The 18,579-nt window shown below is 27.9% G+C and carries 23 protein-coding genes and 1 pseudogene; 9 read left to right on the forward strand and 15 right to left on the reverse strand.

Annotation, left to right across the window (positions count from 1 at the left end; genetic code table 11):
• Positions 1 to 31: 31 nt before the first annotated feature.
• The 7 genes from tgt to I2A66_RS09685 all read right to left on the reverse strand — a co-directional run bounded on the left by tgt (position 32) and on the right by I2A66_RS09685 (position 6,008).
• Positions 32 to 1,153, reverse strand: coding sequence for a tRNA guanosine(34) transglycosylase Tgt (tgt, locus tag I2A66_RS09655; protein ID WP_147516426.1), 1,122 nt, complete (start codon positions 1,151 to 1,153; stop codon positions 32 to 34).
• A 42-nt stretch (positions 1,154 to 1,195) separates the two neighbouring features.
• Positions 1,196 to 1,654 carry a phosphate-starvation-inducible PsiE family protein gene (locus tag I2A66_RS09660; RefSeq protein ID WP_122639194.1) on the reverse strand — a complete coding sequence of 153 codons (459 nt, stop codon included), beginning with the start codon at positions 1,652 to 1,654 and terminating at the stop codon, positions 1,196 to 1,198.
• Between the two features lie 9 nt (positions 1,655 to 1,663).
• Positions 1,664 to 2,689 (reverse strand): tRNA preQ1(34) S-adenosylmethionine ribosyltransferase-isomerase QueA, encoded by a 1,026-nt coding sequence (gene queA, locus I2A66_RS09665; protein WP_122639195.1) that lies wholly within the window; start codon positions 2,687 to 2,689, stop codon positions 1,664 to 1,666.
• Between the two features lie 88 nt (positions 2,690 to 2,777).
• On the reverse strand, positions 2,778 to 3,788 hold the full coding sequence (gene ruvB / locus I2A66_RS09670) for a Holliday junction branch migration DNA helicase RuvB (protein WP_122639196.1): 1,011 nt from the start codon (positions 3,786 to 3,788) through the stop codon (positions 2,778 to 2,780).
• Positions 3,789 to 4,174: 386 nt separating this feature from the next.
• Positions 4,175 to 4,777: a Holliday junction branch migration protein RuvA gene (ruvA, locus tag I2A66_RS09675; protein WP_122639197.1), complete on the reverse strand. Its 603-nt coding sequence runs from the start codon at positions 4,775 to 4,777 to the stop codon at positions 4,175 to 4,177.
• Positions 4,770 to 5,279, reverse strand: a complete 510-nt coding sequence (gene ruvC, locus I2A66_RS09680) for a crossover junction endodeoxyribonuclease RuvC (RefSeq protein WP_122639198.1) — start codon at positions 5,277 to 5,279, stop codon at positions 4,770 to 4,772. Before ruvC ends, ruvA begins: the two co-directional genes overlap by 8 nt.
• A 123-nt stretch (positions 5,280 to 5,402) precedes the next feature.
• Positions 5,403 to 6,008: a BofC C-terminal domain-containing protein gene (locus I2A66_RS09685; protein ID WP_122639199.1), complete on the reverse strand. Its 606-nt coding sequence runs from the start codon at positions 6,006 to 6,008 to the stop codon at positions 5,403 to 5,405.
• Between the two features lie 160 nt (positions 6,009 to 6,168).
• On the opposite strand from I2A66_RS09685, the gene I2A66_RS09690 reads away from it, so the two are divergent.
• Positions 6,169 to 6,492 (forward strand): hypothetical protein, encoded by a 324-nt coding sequence (locus tag I2A66_RS09690; protein ID WP_122639200.1) that lies wholly within the window; start codon positions 6,169 to 6,171, stop codon positions 6,490 to 6,492.
• A 160-nt stretch (positions 6,493 to 6,652) separates the two neighbouring features.
• Positions 6,653 to 6,976, forward strand: coding sequence for a DUF1540 domain-containing protein (locus tag I2A66_RS09695; RefSeq protein WP_122639201.1), 324 nt, complete (start codon positions 6,653 to 6,655; stop codon positions 6,974 to 6,976).
• A 69-nt stretch (positions 6,977 to 7,045) separates the two neighbouring features.
• Here the strand turns inward: I2A66_RS09695 and I2A66_RS09700 are convergent, their stop codons facing one another.
• A complete protein-coding gene (locus I2A66_RS09700) occupies positions 7,046 to 7,498 on the reverse strand; it encodes a hypothetical protein (protein WP_122639202.1) in 453 nt (150 codons plus the stop codon).
• A 176-nt stretch (positions 7,499 to 7,674) separates the two neighbouring features.
• On the opposite strand from I2A66_RS09700, the gene I2A66_RS09705 reads away from it, so the two are divergent.
• A complete protein-coding gene (locus I2A66_RS09705) occupies positions 7,675 to 8,331 on the forward strand; it encodes a YczE/YyaS/YitT family protein (protein ID WP_195251531.1) in 657 nt (218 codons plus the stop codon).
• A 190-nt stretch (positions 8,332 to 8,521) separates the two neighbouring features.
• Positions 8,522 to 9,460, forward strand: coding sequence for a polysaccharide deacetylase family protein (locus I2A66_RS09710; RefSeq protein WP_195251533.1), 939 nt, complete (start codon positions 8,522 to 8,524; stop codon positions 9,458 to 9,460).
• A 298-nt stretch (positions 9,461 to 9,758) separates the two neighbouring features.
• Here the strand turns inward: I2A66_RS09710 and I2A66_RS09715 are convergent, their stop codons facing one another.
• On the reverse strand, positions 9,759 to 9,959 hold the full coding sequence (locus tag I2A66_RS09715; RefSeq protein WP_122639205.1) for a cold-shock protein: 201 nt from the start codon (positions 9,957 to 9,959) through the stop codon (positions 9,759 to 9,761).
• A 311-nt stretch (positions 9,960 to 10,270) separates the two neighbouring features.
• Complete coding sequence (locus tag I2A66_RS09720) at positions 10,271 to 10,816, reverse strand: TetR/AcrR family transcriptional regulator (protein ID WP_164488996.1); 546 nt, start codon at positions 10,814 to 10,816, stop codon at positions 10,271 to 10,273.
• 125 nt (positions 10,817 to 10,941) lie between these two features.
• Between I2A66_RS09720 and I2A66_RS09725 the strand changes: the two genes are divergently transcribed.
• Complete coding sequence (locus tag I2A66_RS09725; protein WP_195251535.1) at positions 10,942 to 11,616, forward strand: transmembrane-type terpene cyclase; 675 nt, start codon at positions 10,942 to 10,944, stop codon at positions 11,614 to 11,616.
• Positions 11,617 to 11,703: 87 nt separating this feature from the next.
• Positions 11,704 to 12,061, forward strand: a pseudogene (locus I2A66_RS17780) (VOC family protein); the annotation flags it as partial.
• Here the strand turns inward: I2A66_RS17780 and I2A66_RS09730 are convergent.
• Positions 12,040 to 12,471 carry a MarR family transcriptional regulator gene (locus tag I2A66_RS09730; RefSeq protein WP_147516422.1) on the reverse strand — a complete coding sequence of 144 codons (432 nt, stop codon included), beginning with the start codon at positions 12,469 to 12,471 and terminating at the stop codon, positions 12,040 to 12,042. The pseudogene I2A66_RS17780 and the gene I2A66_RS09730 sit on opposite strands and share 22 nt — an antisense overlap.
• A gap of 96 nt (positions 12,472 to 12,567) precedes the next feature.
• On the opposite strand from I2A66_RS09730, the gene I2A66_RS17875 reads away from it, so the two are divergent.
• The gene (locus I2A66_RS17875; protein WP_442970891.1) at positions 12,568 to 12,735 is read left to right on the forward strand and encodes a 4Fe-4S binding protein; all 168 of its coding nucleotides are present in this window, start codon (positions 12,568 to 12,570) and stop codon (positions 12,733 to 12,735) included.
• A gap of 435 nt (positions 12,736 to 13,170) precedes the next feature.
• Here the strand turns inward: I2A66_RS17875 and I2A66_RS09740 are convergent, their stop codons facing one another.
• Positions 13,171 to 13,893 carry a YebC/PmpR family DNA-binding transcriptional regulator gene (locus I2A66_RS09740; protein WP_122639209.1) on the reverse strand — a complete coding sequence of 241 codons (723 nt, stop codon included), beginning with the start codon at positions 13,891 to 13,893 and terminating at the stop codon, positions 13,171 to 13,173.
• A 117-nt stretch (positions 13,894 to 14,010) separates the two neighbouring features.
• On the reverse strand, positions 14,011 to 14,781 hold the full coding sequence (gene nadE, locus I2A66_RS09745) for an NAD(+) synthase (RefSeq protein ID WP_122639210.1): 771 nt from the start codon (positions 14,779 to 14,781) through the stop codon (positions 14,011 to 14,013).
• Between the two features lie 170 nt (positions 14,782 to 14,951).
• Here nadE and I2A66_RS09750 point away from each other — a divergent pair, with 170 nt between their 5' ends.
• Together I2A66_RS09750 and I2A66_RS09755 are read left to right on the forward strand one after the other, a co-directional pair.
• Entirely contained in the window at positions 14,952 to 15,329 is a 378-nt protein-coding gene (locus I2A66_RS09750) for a sulfite exporter TauE/SafE family protein (protein ID WP_330566181.1), read from the forward strand.
• A 1-nt stretch (position 15,330) separates the two neighbouring features.
• On the forward strand, positions 15,331 to 15,705 hold the full coding sequence (locus I2A66_RS09755) for a sulfite exporter TauE/SafE family protein (protein ID WP_122639212.1): 375 nt from the start codon (positions 15,331 to 15,333) through the stop codon (positions 15,703 to 15,705).
• A gap of 65 nt (positions 15,706 to 15,770) precedes the next feature.
• Here I2A66_RS09755 and I2A66_RS09760 read toward each other — a convergent pair whose 3' ends face one another.
• Together I2A66_RS09760 and I2A66_RS09765 are read right to left on the reverse strand one after the other, a co-directional pair.
• Entirely contained in the window at positions 15,771 to 17,450 is a 1,680-nt protein-coding gene (locus tag I2A66_RS09760; RefSeq protein ID WP_147516421.1) for a MutS-related protein, read from the reverse strand.
• 12 nt (positions 17,451 to 17,462) lie between these two features.
• Positions 17,463 to 18,524: a helix-turn-helix domain-containing protein gene (locus I2A66_RS09765; protein WP_195251537.1), complete on the reverse strand. Its 1,062-nt coding sequence runs from the start codon at positions 18,522 to 18,524 to the stop codon at positions 17,463 to 17,465.
• Positions 18,525 to 18,579: the final 55 nt, after the last annotated feature.

Raw genomic sequence — 18,579 nt, forward strand, 5'->3', positions numbered from 1 at the left:
CTAATATAATAAATATTATATATTAAAATGATTATAATTCATACCCGTATTTTTCGAAAAATTCCGCTCTAAAATCTAATAATCTGTCTTCTCTTATTGCCTGTCTTACTTGTTCCATTAATTTTAATAAGAAGTGTAAGTTATGTGTAGTTATAAGTCTAGATGCTAGTATTTCATTAGCCTTAACTAAGTGTCTTATATAAGCTCTAGTATAGTTTTTACAGCAGTAACAATCACACTCTGGATCAAGTGGAGTCAAGTCTTTTGCATATTTTGCATTTCTAACAACAACCTTACCTTGACTAGTCATAGCAGTACCATTTCTTGCTATACGAGTTGGAAGTACGCAGTCAAACATATCTACTCCTCTTATAACTCCTTCAATTAAGTCATCAGGTGAACCAACACCCATTAGGTATCTTGGTTTATCAACTGGCATTAAAGGTGTAGTATATTCTAATACTTCATACATTAAATGCTTAGGTTCTCCAACTGAAAGACCTCCTATTGCATACCCAGGTAAATCAACAGCTAATACTTCTTTAGCTGATTGCTCTCTTAGGTCTTTATACATACCACCTTGGATTATACCAAATAATGCTTGGTTTTCTGTATTTTTATGAGCTTCTTTACATCTGTGTAGCCATCTAGTAGTTCTTTCTAAAGATTTCTTTACGTAATCTCTATCAGCTGGATATGGTGCACATTCATCAAATGCCATCATTATATCTGATCCTAAAGCATTTTGTATTTCCATAGCTTTTTCTGGACTTATAAAATGTTTTGAACCATCTAAATGAGATCTAAAGTGAACACCTTCTTCAGTTATTTTTCTAAGTGGCCCTAAACTAAATACTTGGAATCCACCACTATCTGTAAGTATTGGCTTATCCCAGTTCATAAACTTATGAAGTCCACCTGCTTCTTTTATTAACTCATGTCCTGGTCTCATATATAAGTGATAAGTATTACTTAATATTATTTGAGATCCTATTTCTTTTAATTCTTCTGGTGTCATTGATTTTACTGTTGCTTGAGTTCCAACAGGCATAAATATTGGTGTTTCTATTACACCATGTGGAGTATGAAGTCTACCAAGTCTTGCTCCACTTTGCTTACAAGTTTTTATAAGTTCGTATCTTATTGCGCTCATTTTGTCTCTCCTTATTTCAGTCTTTGAATAAGAGGTACTTTATTATTCTTTTACGTCATGTTCCTCTTCTTCATCGTAATGTATACTTGTCACATTCATTGTGCTATTATCATTTGTTAATAAGTATTTTCTAATAGCAAATAGTCCTGCTATAGAAATTATACCTAATAGTAAATCTCCCATACCTGCAGTTTTTGGTAATAAAAGTAATTTTCTTGCTATAGCATATAAAAGAACTTCTAATAATGCACCTGGTAAGTGAAGAGATAGCATTACTACTAACTCTACTCCTATGACTAGAAGTAATATTTGCCCCAATAAACTGTTTAGTTCAGTGTAATCAACTGGCGTTTGGAAGTTAACTATATAAGCATCCCAAATCATTCTTAATACGTCAATTGTTCCTAAAAATATTGCAAGCAAACAAACCATGGCAAGAATAGATTCAAATACATATGCTATTCTAAGAGATAAATTGCTTTTATCTATACTATTTTTCATTTTGTCCCCCTATTTAATTATCATTGCATCTCCAAAACTGAAAAATCTATACTTTTCTTGTACTGCTACATTATATGCATTAAGTACGTTTTCTTTTCCAGCTAATGCACTGACTAACATTATAAGTGTAGACTCAGGTAAATGGAAATTAGTTATAAGCTTATCAACTACTTTAAATTTATAACCTGGGTATATAAATATACTAGTCCATCCACTACCTTCTTTAACCCTGTTATCATCAGTTGCAACTGATTCTACAGTTCTTGAACTTGTAGTTCCTACACAAATAACGTTATTACCATTTTCTTTAGCTTTATTTATTTTGTCAGCTGCTTCTTTAGTTACCACATAATATTCCGAATGCATTTCATGTTCTAATACATCATCAACCTTAACTGGTCTAAATGTACCTAATCCTACATGTAATGTTACAAAGGCAATATCAACACCCTTATCTTTTATCTTTTGTAATAACTCTTCTGTAAAGTGAAGTCCTGCTGTTGGTGCAGCTGCAGATCCATTATGTTTAGAATAAACAGTTTGGTATCTTTCTCTTTCTTCTAATCTTTCTGTTATATATGGTGGAAGAGGCATATTTCCTAATTCATCTAAAACTTCTTCGAAAATTCCTTCATAATGGAATTTTACTATTCTAGAACCTTCTGGACCTAAACCAACAACTTCTCCTATTAATTTTCCATTTCCAAAAGAAAACTTAGTTCCTACTTTAGCTCTCTTTCCTGGTTTAACTAAAGATTCCCATGTATCATCTTCATGTCTCTTTAGTAATAAAAATTCTATTTTTCCTCCAGTATCAACCTTTTCGCCTATTAATCTTGCAGGTATAACTCTAGTATCATTTAATACTAAACAATCTCCTGGATTTAAATAGTCTATTACATTTTTAAATATCTTATGCTCTATTTTACCAGTTTCTTTATCTAGTACCATTAGCTTAGAACTTGATCTATCTAATATTGGAACTTGAGCAATTAACTCGTCTGGTAAATCAAAATAAAAGTCGCTTGTCTTCAATGTTAATAAACTTCCTTTCAAAAATTATACTATTTATAATATCAAAGAATTTAACTTTTTTCTATGATATTTGCATTCTTTGATAAAATTACTTCTTAGGCATTTCTATATTAAGATGCTCATAAGCTAAAGGCATAGCTATTCTTCCTCTAGGACCTCTATTTATAAATCCTAATTGAAGTAAGTACGGCTCATAAACATCTTCTATTGTATTTCTATCTTCACCAATAGATGCAGCTAGTGTATCTAAACCAACTGGTCCTCCTCTAAACTTTTCAATTATCGTTCTAAGTAGCTTTTCATCCACATAATCTAGACCTAAACTATCTACTCCTAAAAGTTCTAAAGCTTTGTGAGCAACCTCATCAGTTATATTTCCATCTGCTCTTACTTGAGCATAGTCTCTAACTCTTTTTAACAATCTATTTGCAATTCTTGGTGTTCCTCTTGAACGCCTTGCTATTTCTGTAGCTCCACCAATTTGTATCTCAGCACCTAATATTTCAGCTGATCTCATAACAATTTGAGCTAATTCGTCTACAGTATAGTAGTCAAGCTTGCATATTACTCCAAATCTATCTCTTAGTGGATTTGTAAGCATACCAGCTCTTGTTGTAGCACCGATTAGTGTAAATTTAGGTAAATCAAGTCTTATACTTCTTGCTGAAGGACCTTTACCTATAATTATATCCAAACAATAATCTTCCATAGCTGGATATAAAACTTCTTCTACACTTCTATTTATACGGTGTATTTCATCTATAAATAGTACGTCATTTTCATTTAAGTTTGTAAGTATTGCTGCTAGGTCTCCTGCTCTTTCAATGGCTGGTCCTGAAGTTATTCTTAAGCTAACACCCATTTCGTTAGCAATTATGCTTGATAAAGTAGTTTTTCCAAGCCCTGGTGGTCCGTATAATAATACGTGGTCTAAGGGTTCGTTTCTACTTTTTGCTGCTTCTATGAATATAGATAGCTGTTCTTTTGCTTTTTCTTGACCTAGATAATCTGATAATGATTTTGGTCTTAAACTATTTTCTATATCAACATCTTCGTGTTGCATCGATGATGTTATTATCCTATCTTCATCTTCAAACATTGTTTTCCCCTTTCTTTTTTTCGGGTAACCTGGGGTAGATAGGGGACGAGTAAAATATAAGGCATGCAAGACAAAAAGCGTCTTGCAAATGACTTACATTTTTCTCTTTCCCCTATCTACCCCATAAGTACCGAGATAAATTTTGAGGTCCCCTTACTACAAATTTATAATAATTGTATTAGTTATTAATTTACTGATTAATTATCAATTTTTGTTTTGTGTGGGTTTTTTCTTTGTTTTTGCTTTTTATTCTGGCCGTTGGGCCTCTGTTTTGACCTCAAATTTTTATTTTCAAAGTATATACAAATAATTATATTTAGACTATTCAATTATTTATTTTATGGTTTTACCGAAGGTGCTTTTTTACCTTTAATAATTTTAATCTATTATCTTAAGCTTTGACTCATTAGATATGATAAAGATTTCTTTATTATATCTTCCGTATTTAGACCACTTTTTTTGCATTTTTCTACTGCTTCTTTTGCTTCTTGAGATGAGTATCCAAGTGCTACTAAAGCATCTACTGCTTCATCTTGTGATACTGCTATTGGCGCTTGAGATAATAATGTTGGTTCAAACTCTATGTTTTGTTTATCTATTTTATCTTTTAATTCTAAGATTATTCTTTCCGCTGTTTTTTTCCCAACACCTGGTGCTTTTGACATTTTTGCTATGTCCTCACTTACTATATAAGCACCTAGTTGTCGTGGAGATGCGAAGGATAATATTCCAAGACCTACTTTAGGTCCTATTTTTGATACAGATGTTAATAGTTCAAACATTTCTAGCTCTTCTTTTGTAGAAAAACCACATAAGCTCATATCATCTTCTCTTACAATTAACTTAGTATATATTTTAGCCATATTTCCTAATTGTAAATCCTTTAATGTGTTTGATGATACGTTTATTCTATATCCAATATTATTATTATCTATTACTATATGATCTAAGTAAAGTTCTTCTATTGTTCCTTTTATATAACTATACATACTTGCCCCCTATGTTTTTTAGCGTTTTTTCTAGTCTATTTGCATGAGCATGACATATTGCAACTGCTAATGCATCTGCTACGTCATCTGGCTTAGGTACTGCTTTTAAATTTAAAAATGATGTTACCATTTGTTGTACCTGAGCCTTTTGAGCTCTACCATAACCTACAACCCCTTGTTTTACTTGAAGAGGTGTATATTCGTATACTGGCTTTCCATTATGTGCACAAGCAAGCATAGTGACTCCTCTTGCCTGAGCTACTGTAATTGCTGTTTTTACGTTTTTATTGAAAAATAGTTCTTCTATTCCAACTTCATCTATATTGTACTTCTTTATAAGAATATCAATTCCTTTATAAACAAGTTCTAACCTTTTTAGCATATCCATGCCAGCAGGAGTTGTTACAGCACCATAGTCTATAACTCTGAACTTATTATTTTTATATTCTATTATTCCATAACCTACTATTGCTATACCTGGATCTATTCCTAGTATTATCATGATTAAATATTATCTCCTAATCTCTCTCATTAAAACTGATGTTCTTATATTATATCATAAAAAAATAGATATTCTTTAGTTTGGATATCAAAAATCTCCTCCTATAAGAATATCTATTTATATTTAACTGCTCATATCCTCTAGTTTTGTATATGCTTCATCTTGTGAGTTAACTACTATACCTTGTTGTAATTCATCTTGTACTGTTCTTGGTAATGCATCTACATCTATCTCAGTTTCTTCTACTAAAGATTTCTTACCATCTTTATCATACTTATAAATTCCTACATATCCACTATTACTTTCAACTGAATATTTATTGGCTTTAGTTACATCATATGATACATCTTGTCCTTCTTTTAAGACTATTTCATATTTGCTTATACTTTCAACCTCTCTATTTGGATACTTATCTTCAAAGTATGATATTATTTCAGATTCAGATTTGTCTAGTAATTCATCTGGAACTGTTCCAATCATAACAGGTGATGACTTTGAATCACTATCATTAGAAACTGTCTGTACCCATATTTCACAGTTTTTATTTAATCCAAAAGCTTCAGTTGTTTTCTCTGTACCATTTGATTCTTTAGTTGTTAATTGGCTAGTTGGTGATGTGTTAGCTTTTCTTGATTTTACACCTATATAAATTCCACTGCTTAATACCAATACGCAGACTAAAACTAAAGCTGGTATTTTCCAAGGAAACGATTTTTTTTCTTCGAACATTTATCATACCTCCTTTTATTAAGAATTTTGTCCACATGATACTTTTTTATACATAAAAGGAAAAATTAGTAATACTATATAAATATTTTTGTTTCCATTTAAATTAATTATGCATATTATAAGGTATCATCTAGAGTTTAATTTTTAAGGAGGTGGTTTCTTGGACTCACCATATATAAAAACAATTTATAATAAAATTGAGTTTTTAGAGTTTAAACAAAATATATTATTTTTAAAACAACCTCAACATAAAGCATCTGTTTTTTGTGAGCTTACACTTGAAGATTTCTTAAAAATAAAAGATTTTACGGATAGTTTTTCTAAAAAGGTTTTAAATAATGAAATATTGACTTTTTCAAGTTACGAAGATGAATTATTTGAAATTTTACCACTTCTAAAATCATATCCATCTTCATCTAAGTTAGTCGCAAAAGCTTTAATGGACGAAGATATCTTCAATAAGCTATTTCAGTACGATAATTAACTAATTCTATTTAAACTTATTTTATATTAGCTACCTATAATTTTGTTTACAAATTTTTACTTAGACAAAATATAGGATAGCTATTTTACTTTTTAATGATATATTTTTTATTAATTTGGCAATACTTCTTAATGAGTAATAATTGTTAGGAGGTAATATAATGGCTAGAATTGGATGTAATGTAATTAACTGTTCTCATAACGACAGTGGTATATGTTATGCAAATAAAATTTCTGTAAATGGAAAGAAAGCTCGTACAAGTAATCATACTTGCTGTAGCTCATTTTTAGATCAATCTACATATAGTACATTAACTAATAACACTAATAACGATGGACCTTGCAACATAATTGGATGTAATGTTAAAACTTGTGCTTATAATGCAGGAAATATATGTGCTTTAAATGATATAGCAGTAACTTCAAATGTTGGTAGAGCTAATTTATACTCTGAAACATATTGTTCAAGCTTTAAATGTAAATAATTCTAAATATATAAAAAAGCAACTTTAAATTTAATAATTTAAGGTTGCTCTTTTAGTATTTAGAATTATTTAAACTTGCATCATAAATTGATTATTAGTTACATTATATTGAACTTCTTTTCTATCATCATTATCTATACTTTTAAATACTTCAACTATCAAATCCTTATATCCCATATTATAAATTGCATCTTCTTTTTCTTTACTTTTAACATTAAGATTTATGTACTCTGGAGTTATCTCTTTTATACTTTCTATAGACGTTATATCATCTTTTTTACTTCCTTCATATTTTATATGTATCTTATACAATTTCCCACACTCACTACATTTTACATAATAAGTAGCATCTTCAAATATAAATGTATTTAATTTCTCATATTCCTCATCTCTTTTAAGCTTTGTTTTTAACATTTCTTCATGAATTATATTAAAATTTTTCTTACATTTACATATCCCTTCTTCTCTTTTTAAATCAAATTTTAACCATCCTGGCAAATCATCATCAATGCAAAGATACATCTCTACTTCCCCCTTTATATTTATATCAATATAATTGTATATCAACAAATTTTCTTAAACAACATCAAATGATTTTCTAAGCAAATGCTTAGTAACCCAAACACTTGATTATATCCATATCCAATGTTAGGATATAAATTATTAAATCTATATTATAAATAGAAAGGAATAATATTATGATTAATAAATTTAACTTTAAAAAGAAAGAAAACATATTTAGAGTTTTATTTTATGTAGTTGGTCTTTGTATAATGGGACTTGGTATAGCACTAAATGCTATATCTAACTTTGGTGCAGGACCTTGGGATGCTGTTAATATAGGGGTAAGCTATCACCTGAATTTATCAGTTGGAACTTGTATGAATATAGTTGCTATACTAAACTTAATTATTAGTGGTATTTTAAATAAAGAATTCCCTAAAATAACTCCACTAATAACATCTTTAGTTTTAGGTGTGTTTGTAGATTTAGGATTTGTGGTATTTAACGGAATTAATGTAAGCACATCTTCAATGGAGTTTATATTATTCTTAATTTCATTACCGATTATATCTTTAGGTATTTCTATATACCTAGTTTCTGAGTTACCTAATACCCCTTTAGATTATTTTATGCTGGCGATTAAGTCTAAATTTAAATTATCTTTAATGACTGGAAAAATAGTATCTGAAACTAGTGGTCTTATTATAGCTTTACTTTTAGGAGGACCTGTTGGTGTTGGAAGTATCATAATCATATTTACAATAGGACCTATGATGCAATTTCTATTTACTTATACTAAAAAATACTTTAATAAATTAAGTAAATCAAATGTAATCTTCGCAAATAATTAAATAAATTGAAATAAAAGAAATGGGTATCTAAATTTTTGATACTCATTTTTTATTTTCATTTAATATAGTATTTCTTTATATAGAAGTTAGTTACAAAATTGTAAGTATTTCTACAATAGACCATCCCATCTACAAGATATATAATATAAGTATAAATATTCGACAAATTAATATTGAGGGGGTAATTATTATGAATAATAAAAATATTTTTTCTCAAAAAAAGAAAAGATCTATAAGGCCTAATCGTATTCTGACTTTATTAGTTGCACTTACCATTGTGTTTGGAGGAGTTAAAGTCGTTTCTGCAGCTACAAAATTCATCCAAGAACAACAAGCTATAAAACTAGAGGAAAAACGTAAAGAAGAAGAAGCTAAGGCCTTAGCTGAAAAGAAACGTAAGGAAGAAGAAGAAAAGAAAAAATATATAGTTGGCTGTAACAATGATGCTAAGAAGTATTCATATGATGCTAAAAAGGTTGAAGAAAAGTTAAATTCATATGACTACTCTAATAACGGAGAAAAAGTTGTATTTTTAACATTTGATGATGGAACATCTACAACTGTTACGCCTGAAGTTTTAAGAATATTAAAAGAAAATGATGTTCATGCTACTTTCTTTGTTACTGGTCAAAATATTGAACGTGGTGGAGATAAAGCTAAAGAATTATTAAAAGAAGAGCTTGCTAATGGACATGCTATAGCTAATCATTCATACAGCCATGATTATAAAACTCTTTATCCAAATAAAACATTAGATTTAGACGCTTTTAAAGCTGATTTTGCTAAAACGGACGAATTATTAAAAGATACTCTTGGTAAGTACTTCTCAACAAGAGTTATAAGATGCCCAGGTGGACATATGTCTTGGAGAGGTATGGATCCATTAGATGCTTATTTAGATGAAAACAATATGGCTTCTATTGATTGGAACGCTCTAAATAAAGATGCTGAAGGTAGAAGAAAAAATGCTGATGAATTAACTCAAGAAGCTATAAAAACTTCTGAAGGTAAAGAAATGGTAGTTTTATTAATGCATGATACTTACGGAAAAGAAGAAACTGCAAAAGCTTTACCACAAATAATAAAATACTTTAAAGATAACGGATATGAATTCAAAACATTAGTTTAATTTTTACAATATCGTATTTAAAATAAGAAATAGATAATGACTTTTGCACAACGATGAACATTCAAATATAAGTCATTATCTATTTTTTTCATATTTAAATTTTTTATTTTTATATTCTACACTTTAATTCTTCATACAAATTTTTATCATAATAACCTATATTTTTAATAGACCTACCTAGACTAGCTAGAATAAATAAATTGAAAAGTTATAATATTTAATTAAGTTATAACTCCTTTGTAAATTTAAACATAAAAAAAGACACGCAATGTGTCTTTTTCACGAACATATATATATATTATAATATAGTTACATTCTCTGCTTGAGGACCTCTAGCACCTTTAACTATATTAAAGTTTACTTGTTGACCTTCTTCTAATGATTTAAACCCATCAGTTTGTATAGCTGAAAAATGTACGAATACATCATCTCCACCTTCTACTGATATGAAACCAAATCCTTTTTCATTGTTAAACCATTTTACTATTCCATTATTCATTAAAAATTACTCCTGTGAACCTATTTCTAGGTCTCTTTTAAATTATTTGTGTATCTCTACAAATATTATTATAGCATAGTTAAAAAATAATAGATAGTGTTTTTTACATTTTTATATTTTTATTTATTTTTGTTCAGTTTTATATTTGGCAATTTGTTTTGACGGTATTGTAATATACCTACGTTTTTTGAACACTTACTAGAGTATCTATACGGTACAGTAGTGACACTTTTTATATTGTTCAAAAATCATAACTTTTACTATAATATTTTAAATGTATTTTAAGGAGGAGTTAATAGTAATAAATAATCCTAGCGAATTATAAAATATTCACCCTTTAATATCTTTTCTATAAGAAATGCAAGATTCTCTGGTTCTATATTCTCTCCATTTCTTATATATCTAGCTATAATTTCAACTAAAGCACCAGCCATAAATGCCATCGCATATTCATGCATATATTTATTATCATCATTTAATATCCGTCCTATTTTAATAAGATATTGCTCAAATTTCACTGTCATTATATATGTTAAATTATTATTGACAAGTAATTCAATAAAATCTTTATCGCCCTCGATATATGTCATAAATTCAAAACATATATCACTTATCGTATTAATATTTTTACTAGTGAATCTTTCTATAAATAATTTAAACATTTTATCAAAATGAAGTTCCAGTACCTCCTCTTTAGAATCAAAAAGTGAATAAAATGTTTGTCGTGATACAAGCGCATATTCACATATACTTTTTATCGTTATTGATTCAAATGATTTAGTTTCCATTATAGAAAGCATCCCTTTAATAATCATTTCCTGTGATTGCAATGCTGTTGGATTCTTCCCTTTATACATAGACATAACCTCCTTAAATGTCTAACTTATCTCAATAATATTGACATGTGTAAATGTTGTTTTTATAATCATAGCATAACTTAGACACATGTCAATATTTTGGTTATTTATGGAGGTAGAACTTAATGGAAACATTTTTAACTGTTTTGAGTGGTATAGGTTGGATTATTGTTTATGAGGAATGTATTAGATTAGGCTTTAAAGAAAAGACATATGCAATGCCTTTATTCGCATTAGGGCTAAACCTTGCATGGGAAGCTATTTATAGTTTTTCGGATATATTTCTAGCTGCTCATGGTCCTTTAGAGGGTCTAAATTTAATTCAGGCATATTTTAATGCATCATGGGTAATTCTAGATATAATTATATTATTTACTTATTTTAAATATGGTAAAAATGAGTTTCCTAAATCAATAAATCAAAAGTATTTCCCTGCATGGACTATGTTAGTTATAATATGTTGCTTTGCTTTACAGTACGTATTCATAAAAGAATTTGGATTTATAATGGGAGCAAAATACTCTGCCTTTTTACAAAATTTACTTATGTCAGTAATGTTTATAGATATGTATATAAAAAGGGGAAATATGAATGGACAATCTTTAGTACTAGCTTATGCTAAGTGGATTGGAACATTAGCTCCGACTATTTTATTTGGAATATTAGAGTATAATACACTTGTTTTAGTTTGTGGTATTTTTTGTTCCGTATTTGATATCATCTACATTTCTCTTTTAAGTAAATCTAAAAAATTATCAGATAAATTTATACCTATTTTAGCAATGAATAAGAATGGATAAATGTCCCTATAGATATAATATGTTTATTTTCATTGACTAATTGATATATATAATCTAAAAATAAGAAGAAATTTGGATGATATACAAATGAAATTTAAATTTTGTCATAACAATTTTAATGTGTTAAATCTTGAAAGAGTCTTGAATTTTATGAAAAAGCATTAGGATTAAAAGAAACTAATAAAAAAGTAGCCGAAGGTGGAAGTTTTATATTAGTATATTTAGGAGATGGTGAAACCACTCATGAATTAGAATTGATATGGCTTAGAGATTGGGACAGACCGTATAACTTAGGAGATAATGAATTCCATATAGCATTATGAGTAGAAGTTTTTGAAGGGCATATAATCTACGTAAAGATATGGATTGTATATGCTATGAAAATAAAGAAATTGGAATATACTTTATATCAAACCCATATAATTATTGGATAGAAATAATTCCGATTATAAACTTTAGTATTATATCTTTCTCTTGTTTAGTATATTTATTAACTCTATTGATAAGTTCTCTATCTCTTTCTTCATGCTTATCATTGTGTATTTCATTAATCGTTTCACCTAAAGGTGTTAATTTATAGAAAATTTTCTTTTTATTTACATCATCTTTATAGGATGTAATAAGTTCTTTTTTTATTAAACTTGATACAACTTTAGAAACACCACTTCTAGTCATTCCTATTTTCTCAGAAATTTTAATTCCATTAACTTCTTTTTCATTTCCAATACATGAGATTACATGAAATTCTGTAATTGAAATATCCTTTAAAGCACAATTTCTCTTAATTATTTGATTCAAAATTTTCTCGTTAACTAAATTTTTTCTTTCTTCAGCTTTTGCAAATAAAACATCCATTTCAGATATGATTTCTTTATCTATTTATATTCAAATTTCAAAAGAAAAATAGCACAACTTAAGGTATTAAGAAAATTATTTGAATCTAGAGGACAAATATCATATAACCGCAATAAATGTACTCATTGTACTTTATGCGAAAAAACATGTCCGGTTAACGCAATAACTGTTTCTAGAAAAGATAAAAATTGGAGTATTGATCATAATATTTGTGTTCGTTGCACACATTGTGTTGCTAAATGCCCCAAAAAGCTCTTTTTTTAAAAAACGATTTATAAATACAAAAAAATAAAGAAGCTTATTATGTACACGATAACATATCTTATTATAGTTTTTTACCTTAAAAACTCAACTTTTTTAGCAATATTTAATCAATATTCTTCTTTATAGCAATAAGTAAAAAATTTATTTAGGTTATTTTTATATCCCTTAATTGTTCTATTCGTATAATTTCTAATTTTAATTTCGTAAATATATTCTTTATAAACATTATCTATACGCAAAAAACACCTCTAATTATTTAATATAGATTTCTCTATACATCATAATTAGAGGTGTTTTTGTTTATCTTAACACTCTAAATGTATTTCATTATATTTTCATACGAAATATCAAATATTTGTCATAACAATTGTAATTTTCACAATCATTCATCAATTATATCGCCTTCAAACCATTGGTATGACTGATCTTTATAAATTACTCAGCTATTTCCCAGTTATGGTAAACATTTTGAACATCGTCATCATCTTCTAACATATCAACTAACTTGTTCATGTTCTTTAATTGAGTTTCATCAGTTAATTCTGTAGTAGTTTGAGGTATTAACTTAACTTGTGCAGATATGAATTCATATCCTTTAGCTGCTAATTCATCTCTAACTGCTGCAAAATCTTCTGGTGCAGTTACAACTTCATATCCATCTTCTTCAGCTATGAAATCTTCCGCTCCAGCTTCTAAAGCTATTTCCATTAATTCATCTTCAGTAACATCATCGTTAGCTTCTATTAATATTTGTCCTTTGTTATCGAACATGAATGATACACATCCACTTGTTCCTAAGTTACCACCGTTCTTATCGAAGTAGTATCTTACGTTACCAGCTGTTCTGTTTTTGTTATCAGTTAAAGTTTCAACTATAACTGCAACTCCTCCTGGTCCATATCCTTCATAAACTATAGTTTCGAAGTTTTCGTTAGCTCCACCGCCTGCTCCTTTTGCTATAGCTCTTTCTAAGTTATCATTAGGCATGTTATCAGCTTTAGCTTTTTCTATAGCAGTTTTAAGTGCTGCATTGTATTCTGGATCTGGTCCACCTTCTTTAGCTGCAACAGCTATTGCTCTAGCATGCTTAGTGAATATCTTCGCTCTTTTAGCGTCTTGTTTACCTTTTCTGTTGATTATGTTTCCTATACGTCCCATAATGCCACTCCTTTATTTTATAGAATATATTAAATATAGCTTAATGTATTCCGTATAATTTAATAGTTTAATTGTAATTTACCTATAAATTTTATCACAAATAATTATTTTAGTAAATTAGAACTTAGGTGGTGCAGGTGCAACCGCTCTCTTATGTGCACTTATTCTATGTAATCTTTCTATTACCTCTAAGTCTTTTTGTGGAACTTCATCTAATCTTCCTTCTACAACTGCATCTATCATTTTATATGTAGTTCCCATTTCTTTTTCATCAGTTTGTCCATCCCAAAGTCCTGCTGATGGCGCTTTGTTTATTATATCTTCATGAACACCTAATACTTTTGCCCATTCATAAACTTCTGCTTTAGTTATATTTGCTATAGGTACTAAATCAACTCCACCATCTCCGTATTTTGTGAAGTATCCTGTATAAACTTCAGCTGCATTATCAGTTCCTACAACTAAATAGTTTAAATTATTTGCTACAGTATAAAGAGTACTCATTCTAACTCTAGCTCTTAAGTTTGCATCTGATATTGTTTGATTATTTTCATTGTATACCCCAACTTCTTTTAGTTGACCCATTACTTTGTTTAATATACATTCTTGCTCATCAGTTAAATCAAGCTCAATATGTTTTATCCCGCATCCATTTATAACTTTTAAAGCATCTTTTTTATCTTGAGGATTACTTTTTATCTCCATTATTACCCCTATTGAATTATCTGGAAAAGCCTTTTTTATAAGATAAGAAACAACTGCAGAATCTATTCCTCCAGAAACCCCTACAGCTAAACCTTTACAATTAGCTTCTTCAACTTTATCTCTAAGCCATTGTACAGTTTTTTCTATTTTTAACTCTATATCTGTTTTTAAACTTGCGTCCATTGTTATTATTCCTCCCTATTTTTCATCTGAAATAATTATAGCACATAATTTTTAATGATTTCCATAATCTAGTATTCCAATTTATTTTATAAAAAGATTTATATATTAAGTTTTACCACTTCAATATAAATATAATTCAATAATTATGTACAAACTAGATTTTAAGGAAGGTGATAATTATAAAGAGTAAATATTTTAACTTTAATATAAAAAATACAGTAATCGGTTTATTTACTGGTTTTATAAATGGTGTTTTTGGTTCTGGAGGAGGTACTCTTTTAGTTCCTATTTTAAATAACTTCTTAAAAGTTGAAGAACATAAATCTCATGCAACAGCTCTTGCTATAATAATATTTTTATCAACTACAAGTTCTATAATTTATATTTCAAAAGGTACTTACGATATAAAATTAACTATACAAGCAGCTATAGGAAGTATTATAGGTGGTATTATTGGTGCAAAATTATTATGTAAGGTTACGGGTAAATTTCTTCGAATTTCTTTTGGAATTGTTATGATAATCGCAGCCTTAAGGATGGTGTTCTAGTATGTTAATTGGTATAATCGGATTTTTCGCTGGAATTATAGGTGGTATGGGTATGGGCGGTGGAACTATTTTAATACCTGCTTTAGTTTTATTTGCATCTATAAATCCCAAGATTGCACAAAGTGTTAATTTACTATCATCTATTCCTATGACTATTTTTGCTCTTATAATACATATAAAAAATAAAAAAGTTGAATTTAGCTTAGTAGCTCCTATAGCTGTTTTTGGAGTTATTGGTGCTGTATTTGGTTCCTTTTTAGCTAATTATCTAAGTTCTGAAATTCTAAGAAAAATATTTGGTGGATTTTTGCTTTTAGTAGGAGCTTATGAAGTTTATAAAGGAATTAAAGAACCTAAAAAAGGTTGTAAAAAATAAGTTTAACAAAACTAAAAGGTGTATAAATATAAGTTTATACACCTTTTAGTATAAAAATAATATAGTTACCATATTCCTGTTGCTACAAACATCTCTGCTCTTTCCTTAGCTCGACTTACTATATCCTCACTATATCCCATAAATCCTAATAACTTTATAGCATTCCTACTTTGAGCTCTTCCACTATATAACTTATAATCAAATTTAATATCATTATCAGTTATATTTTCTTCAAAATGATAATTATCAAACTTATCCTCTAATAAATAGGTAAGCTCTATATCATGAGTTGCTGCAAAACATGTACAGTTATTTTCACTTAAACTACTAAGAACCTCACTTGAAGATGCTATACGCTCTATTGTATTAGTTCCTCTTAAAATCTCATCAACAAAACATAAGGTAGGTATATTATAATCTATTGAATCTAAGATTCTTTTTAATGATTTTATTTCTACTATATAGTAACTCTCCTTACTTAATACATCATCCTTAAGTGCCATTGATGTATATATCTTAAAATAAGACCCATTGTATTCTTTTGCACAACAAATATTTATACTTTGAGCAAGAATTGCATTTATGGCTACTGATTTTATAAATGTTGATTTTCCAGATGCATTTGACCCAGTTATCAATGCACTTTTTTCAAAACTTCCACTATTAGTTACAGGATTTTGAATTAATGGATGATACATTTCTTCAAATTCTATATAGTTTTTTCTTTTAGTCAAATTTGGTATTGTAAAATAATCTAAACTTTCTCTAAAAGATGCAACCCCAATTAATGCATCTATTGTACCTACATATTCAAATATATTTTTAAGATACTCTCTATTCTTACCAATATTTTTCTTAACTTTTTCATAAGTTATAAGCTCTGATAAAAATAACATCTTAGTATATTCACTAAAAACATTTAATTCTGAAACTAAAGAATTTGGATCTGTTCCAATATTTTTTCTTCTTATTCTTTTAATCTTCTTTAAATCTTCGTTTATATTATTTAAATTTTCATCTACAAATTTTATATTTAGATTTTTAATTTTTATAGCAATATTAGAAACCTTTATCAAATATGTAAATCCTTCTGTATTATAATTTTTTCTACCTTCATTAATTGAAATATAAATATTTAAACAAATAAATCCTATTGTTAAGAAGATAAAATAAGGATTAATAATTATTAAAATCAAACTAGCAAAGGGTAACTTTCCTAATAATTGATATCTTAATAATTTATTCTTGTTATCATATCCATTATTGAATAAACAATTAGAAGTGTATAACTCTTTACTGTATCCTAATTTTGATAATGTATATTGAATATTAAATCTATCATCTGGATTATTTACAAAGTATGATATTAATATTTCTCTCTTATTTAAAATTTCTTCATTATGAATTGAACTTCTTAATATGTCATAAAGAACTTCTTCTCCAGCAGTACTTTGTGTATTATTTATTTTTTTAAATACATCATTCATATTAAGATCATTCCATGTTATATCATCAATTGTGTTATAATCTTTACTTTCTATATTATCATTAACTTTATTCTTGTGATAACTTGATACACTTTCAAATTTCAAATCAACTTCATCTATATCTATTTTTTTACCGTAATTTTCAATTATTTTCTTTTTTATTTTTTTATTTTTCCTTACGCTATTATATAGTGATATTAAAAATCCAATAAAGAACACACATGTTAAGCCAATTAAGACTTCTATAATTTCTTTCATTTATTTCCCCTTTTATTTACCAAATTCGTCTATCTTACTTAGTATTTCTTTGTACTTATCTTCATTTCTTATAAAATCATATATACTTTCATCTAAAAGTTTTTTTAGATTTAAAACTATATACTCTTTTGAATGTATTCCCTCAAATAATTTTACTCCATCAAATAAAATATGATTATCTAAATTATAATCCCCTCCTGCACTTTCTATTATGTTTTCAATAGCTTCTAATGTCTTTTCCATGTTCTTATCTTTAGCATGTATATGAGAAGCTGTCATGTTATTACCTATTCCACATATATCATCTAAACCAAAAACTTTTATAACTTTATCTTGTATGTCTAAAATTTCTTTTGCTTTAGATATATCTTCTTTTAAGTATATAGTTGTGTAATAATTTAAACAAGTTAATACACTATTTACTCTTTTATACGTTAAATTCTTTAAAATTTCTTTTGCATCATCTACTCTATCTTGATTAATGTATAGTCCAATTAACATATCATCTCTATCCATACTTACTTTAGGTAAACTTAATATTACTTCTTCAGCTTTTTCAAATTCATTTTTCATTGTATATAGTGAACTTAAAATATATTTAGATGTTTCGATAATTTCTAATTCTTCACTTTGAGATGATACTTCTAACAATTCTATCGCTCTATTTAACATATTTTCAGCTTCATCTTCACTAGATGCACTAGGTATAGACATCATATATAAAGAACCTGCTCTAAATTTTAAAAACATACTGTTTGGATATTGTCTTATATAAGATTCACAAACTTTCATTGCATTCTCAGGACTATTTTTTTCAAATAAACTTGCACATTCTTTCATTATATTCATAACTTCTTCATTAGAGATTTCAATTTCATAACTTAAAAGTTTATCTATTGTAGTATTAAAGTATCTAGCAATAGAAGGAAGTATAGTTATATCTGGATAGGAATTTTTACTTTCCCATTTAGAAACTGCCGCAACTGAAACACCTACAGCTTTTGCTAATACTTCTTGTGTGACTCCTCTTTCTTTTCTTAATTTATATATAACCTCACCAATAGATAATTCCATAAATTTCTCCTTTTTAATATCTTAAATATATTTCTTTGCTTGTATTTAAATTATA

This window comes from Romboutsia sp. 1001713B170207_170306_H8 (assembly GCF_015550495.1).
Taxonomy (GTDB): Bacteria; Bacillota; Clostridia; order Peptostreptococcales; family Peptostreptococcaceae; genus Romboutsia_E.

What these genes read in the sequence shown, in the direction of transcription:
- I2A66_RS09660 (WP_122639194.1), bottom strand. Translation starts at nt 1,654, where the DNA reads ATGAAAAATAGTATAGATAAAAGCAATTTATCTCTTAGAATAGCATAT.
- I2A66_RS09695 (WP_122639201.1), top strand. Translation starts at nt 6,653, where the DNA reads ATGGCTAGAATTGGATGTAATGTAATTAACTGTTCTCATAACGACAGT.
- I2A66_RS09755 (WP_122639212.1), top strand. Translation starts at nt 15,331, where the DNA reads ATGTTAATTGGTATAATCGGATTTTTCGCTGGAATTATAGGTGGTATG.
- tgt (WP_147516426.1), bottom strand. Translation starts at nt 1,153, where the DNA reads ATGAGCGCAATAAGATACGAACTTATAAAAACTTGTAAGCAAAGTGGA.
- I2A66_RS09760 (WP_147516421.1), bottom strand. Translation starts at nt 17,450, where the DNA reads ATGAAAGAAATTATAGAAGTCTTAATTGGCTTAACATGTGTGTTCTTT.
- I2A66_RS09700 (WP_122639202.1), bottom strand. Translation starts at nt 7,498, where the DNA reads ATGTATCTTTGCATTGATGATGATTTGCCAGGATGGTTAAAATTTGAT.
- I2A66_RS09705 (WP_195251531.1), top strand. Translation starts at nt 7,675, where the DNA reads ATGATTAATAAATTTAACTTTAAAAAGAAAGAAAACATATTTAGAGTT.
- I2A66_RS09725 (WP_195251535.1), top strand. Translation starts at nt 10,942, where the DNA reads ATGGAAACATTTTTAACTGTTTTGAGTGGTATAGGTTGGATTATTGTT.
- ruvC (WP_122639198.1), bottom strand. Translation starts at nt 5,279, where the DNA reads ATGATAATACTAGGAATAGATCCAGGTATAGCAATAGTAGGTTATGGA.
- I2A66_RS09765 (WP_195251537.1), bottom strand. Translation starts at nt 18,524, where the DNA reads ATGGAATTATCTATTGGTGAGGTTATATATAAATTAAGAAAAGAAAGA.
- I2A66_RS09730 (WP_147516422.1), bottom strand. Translation starts at nt 12,471, where the DNA reads ATGGATGTTTTATTTGCAAAAGCTGAAGAAAGAAAAAATTTAGTTAAC.
- I2A66_RS09685 (WP_122639199.1), bottom strand. Translation starts at nt 6,008, where the DNA reads ATGTTCGAAGAAAAAAAATCGTTTCCTTGGAAAATACCAGCTTTAGTT.
- ruvA (WP_122639197.1), bottom strand. Translation starts at nt 4,777, where the DNA reads ATGTATAGTTATATAAAAGGAACAATAGAAGAACTTTACTTAGATCAT.
- ruvB (WP_122639196.1), bottom strand. Translation starts at nt 3,788, where the DNA reads ATGTTTGAAGATGAAGATAGGATAATAACATCATCGATGCAACACGAA.
- I2A66_RS09715 (WP_122639205.1), bottom strand. Translation starts at nt 9,959, where the DNA reads ATGAATAATGGAATAGTAAAATGGTTTAACAATGAAAAAGGATTTGGT.
- nadE (WP_122639210.1), bottom strand. Translation starts at nt 14,781, where the DNA reads ATGGACGCAAGTTTAAAAACAGATATAGAGTTAAAAATAGAAAAAACT.
- I2A66_RS09710 (WP_195251533.1), top strand. Translation starts at nt 8,522, where the DNA reads ATGAATAATAAAAATATTTTTTCTCAAAAAAAGAAAAGATCTATAAGG.
- I2A66_RS09720 (WP_164488996.1), bottom strand. Translation starts at nt 10,816, where the DNA reads ATGTATAAAGGGAAGAATCCAACAGCATTGCAATCACAGGAAATGATT.
- I2A66_RS09740 (WP_122639209.1), bottom strand. Translation starts at nt 13,893, where the DNA reads ATGGGACGTATAGGAAACATAATCAACAGAAAAGGTAAACAAGACGCT.